This is a genomic window from Lacticaseibacillus boliensis (genome assembly GCF_054784775.1).
The window spans coordinates 1-3,214 of the sequence record NZ_BAAIHN010000071.1 but is presented as its reverse complement, the minus strand read 5'-3'; the positions used below and the strand labels follow the sequence as shown (position 1 = coordinate 3,214).

At 45.6% G+C, this 3,214-nt stretch carries 4 protein-coding genes; 1 reads left to right on the top strand and 3 read right to left on the bottom strand.

What is annotated here, in order from left to right:
- Window positions 1-172 precede the first annotated feature (172 nt).
- Complete coding sequence (locus ACYVRB_RS14125) at window positions 173-640, bottom strand: Dps family protein (protein WP_461216054.1); 468 nt, start codon at window positions 638-640, stop codon at window positions 173-175.
- A gap of 1,082 nt (window positions 641-1,722) precedes the next feature.
- On the opposite strand from ACYVRB_RS14125, the gene ACYVRB_RS14120 reads away from it, so the two are divergent.
- Window positions 1,723-1,923 carry a plasmid replication protein gene (locus ACYVRB_RS14120; RefSeq protein ID WP_461216053.1) on the top strand — a complete coding sequence of 67 codons (201 nt, stop codon included), beginning with the start codon at window positions 1,723-1,725 and terminating at the stop codon, window positions 1,921-1,923.
- A 201-nt stretch (window positions 1,924-2,124) separates the two neighbouring features.
- On the opposite strand, the gene ACYVRB_RS14115 is transcribed toward ACYVRB_RS14120, so the two are convergent.
- Both ACYVRB_RS14115 and ACYVRB_RS14110 read right to left on the bottom strand, forming a co-directional pair.
- Entirely contained in the window at window positions 2,125-2,217 is a 93-nt protein-coding gene (locus tag ACYVRB_RS14115; protein WP_152164931.1) for a type I toxin-antitoxin system Fst family toxin, read from the bottom strand.
- Window positions 2,218-2,837: 620 nt separating this feature from the next.
- On the bottom strand, window positions 2,838-3,214 hold a 377-nt coding region (locus tag ACYVRB_RS14110; protein ID WP_461216052.1), incomplete at its 5' end, for a transposase.

Genomic DNA, 3,214 nt, shown 5'->3' with positions numbered 1-3,214 from the left:
TGAGTGTTAATCTGAGAGTGGGTCATAAAGATTCCTGCTTTCTTGTCTGGTTGCACTAACAAGAATAGGTCTTCATGGCCTTTTTGGTCTAGTCGCTAAGGTGTTGCACTTGAATTGTAAACTGGGGTAATTTTACAATCTACCATAAGCCTACCGATTTTTTAATATTATTTTATTCATCAATTTCCGGCGCCGACCCAAGCTCTGCCTGAATCATCCAGATTTTCTTCTCAATTGCGGTTTTGAGACCAATGAAAATATCTTGGGTACTGAAGTCTTTTTCAACATCGGATACTTCAATGCCGTGTTGGTAAAGGTTTTCCAAGTAACGATATCCATCAACTAAGTGTGCGAGGCGTTCTGGGGTTGTTTTGTCCCATTCACCAGGCCAGTCTTGAATCTTAGTGTTTTCGGCCATTTCTTTTAAGGTCGAGTAAGGACTGCCATCAAGCGCAATCAGCCGTTCAGAAATGACATCGAGTTGGTTGTCAATTTCTTCCATGAACTCATCCATCAAGGGGTGCAACTTCAAAAAGTTGGGTCCACGCATGTACCAATGCGTCTGATGGATAATCATTGACATCTGGCTCAAATCGGCAACGAGTTGATTTAATACTGCTTTGGTTTTCGTATATTTCATTAGATTGATCTCCTTTCGATATGGTTATTATACGCGCATTTTAGAATCAAGTTAGCCACTGTCTCAAAATTTTTTGGACAGCCAAGAATAAGTCCAACATTGCCAAGCTCAAGAAGATTTTATCGAAGCAAAATCAGTCGTTGGATCTTCAAACTGGGACTCAAAAATCTGATACCAAGAGTAAAATTGCGCAAACGAAATCTTCAATCAAGCAACATCAAACTACGGTGACACAGATTCGCAAAGCAATCACTAGTGCTCGTCATGCTCAAACAAATTATGCTGAAAAGTTGGATTAGGTATGATTTTGTCGGGGGTAGCCAAAATATGCTATAGGGGTAGCCAAATTGAAAAATGGGGTAGCCAAACGACTGTGGCGGCTAGCCAGCGTGTTTTTTATCAGGTAGCCAAAATCCCACTTTGGGGTAGCCAGGGCCACGAATGTGGCCCCTTTAGAAAACCCACCGCACTGCGGTGTAACCCATATTTGGGTTCAGTTTTCCCTTATGCCCATTATCTAAAACTCCAAAATTCGTCCCCTGTCGAAAATCGTCAACAGTCACACGTCTAAAACCGCGCATGTACTTAGTAATATCTCGCCAGGTGTCGTGTTGTGTGTCCTTTGTGTTGCTATATAGTTACATGAAAGGCACAGGAAGAACACATATTGAGAGAAGAAAAAAACTCGCAACACGACGGCGGCTTAGGCCACCTGTTTTTGCGGTTTTCCACTTGACTAACAGGCAAGACGCAATGAATTGCTGTGCCTGTAACGCAAAGACGGAAAAGAGCATAAGGGAAACGGCTGTCACATACTGTGATAGGCCCGCAGTGCGGGCGTTTCCGGTGGCGCCAGATTTTCTCGTCTACCGACTTTTTACCGATACTTAACCGACAGTATACCGATTGAATACCGACACATTACCGATACGTACCGACAAAATACCGATACCGTGCCGATACAAGAATTGTCTTCACCCGTCTCAAACTTCGTATGTACTTGGCAATCTCTTAGTTGGCGTTGTGTCATGCGCTTTTGGTGTTACTATATAGTAACATCAAATAAACAGGAGGAACACATCATGGGAGAAGAAAAAAGTCGCATTGCTGTTACTTTGAGTGAACAGGCAATTAACGCATTGGATGAGTTGGTTAGAAAAACTCAAGCACAGGCGGAGCACACACTTGCAAACCAGCCCTACACAGTTAAGGTTACTCGGTCGAACGTCATTGAGAACTTGCTTATGCAACAGACACAACACCAAGGTGGTTCTACTTTCTAGTGCTGTTGCTTCTGCTGGTCCCTGACAACCAAGCCTTGCGATTATATCTTGTTGTCCTGCCAATAACGCTCAACGCGTGTTATACTGAACTTGTGAGAAATTCAATGCATATCTAGCACAAAGCGCCGCCACCCCTGCATGGGTGACGGCGCTTTTTTTCACCGCGGGAAACGGCGTGTGGGTTGGTTGGCAACCACTAGATTATCGGTGCCGGCGATCCAACCAGTCGGCAAATAGTGCTGTGACTATTCCCACCACGCATGGGGCGACAATCAGTGTGAGTAATTCGTGCATACCTAGCACCCCCTCTCTGGGGCTAGTTGCCATAAATCAGTTTACCAGATGTTCTATCTAGGTGCTGGTTTGGCTCTAAAGTTGACCAGCCCATTCACTTGATGCAACGGTGGCACGTTGAGTGATTGTTACCGGTCGCCCTCGGAGCGCGTGCGCGACGACCTGCTGAACCACGCTTTTGATTTGGCACTTGCCAAGGCGTAGCCGCGGCGGGAGCGTAGCGACCAGAGTTTGATGTGAGCTAGTTTTTAGCTCACTCCTTTGTGTTTTTTTGTTTCTAGGTTTTGGTCTCGTACAGTAGTGCCTCTTTTAAACCTCTTTTAAACCTCTTTTAGACCCCTCTTGAGGCTTACTCTCCCAAGGCTTATAGAAGTTTATCAACGAGGTTTTGTCTGTTTATCAACGAGGCTTTTAATGGTGATCGTTGATAAACAATCGTTGATTTTATATACCTGGATTATTCACTTCGGTATTGGGGACATGAAATCGCATCTGGCCGGTCTGAAAGCAACGTTTGGAGCGTTGCGAATACTGACTGAGCGGAGAAGTTGGTGATCGATGCACCACGAACAGACCGACCCAGTTTTCGGCTCGACGCACGACCTATTCAGTTATTCAGTTCAGGTCGCCAACTGATGGACTTCGTCCATGAGCCGACTAAACCAGTTCTTGTAAACATAGTTAGAAGCAAGATGAATCACCACACGACGGGCGTGCCAAGTAATCCTACCGGCGATGTGAAAGAGACTGAACCGTAGCGAGGAGATGGTTGAACGACGGTCTTCCGAGACAAAGAGCTGTTTAAAGAGCTGAACCAGGTTATAGGCAATACCGGTGACCAAGGCTCGTGCAGTGTTCCGTGCAAAAGTTGAGCTGTCTGTTTTGTCAAAGCCAAACCCGCATTTCAGCTCCTTAATTTGGTTCTCAGCATTGCCCCGCTGTCTATAGGTCTTGAACAAAGTCTCTGGAGCCTCGGAGGCCAGGCTGGTCACTACGA

Excerpts from the sequence above, each read along its gene's own strand:
- ACYVRB_RS14120 (WP_461216053.1), top strand. The coding sequence starts at position 1,723 with ATGGGAGAAGAAAAAAGTCGCATTGCTGTTACTTTGAGTGAACAGGCA.
- ACYVRB_RS14115 (WP_152164931.1), bottom strand. The coding sequence starts at position 2,217 with ATGCACGAATTACTCACACTGATTGTCGCCCCATGCGTGGTGGGAATA.
- ACYVRB_RS14125 (WP_461216054.1), bottom strand. The coding sequence starts at position 640 with ATGAAATATACGAAAACCAAAGCAGTATTAAATCAACTCGTTGCCGAT.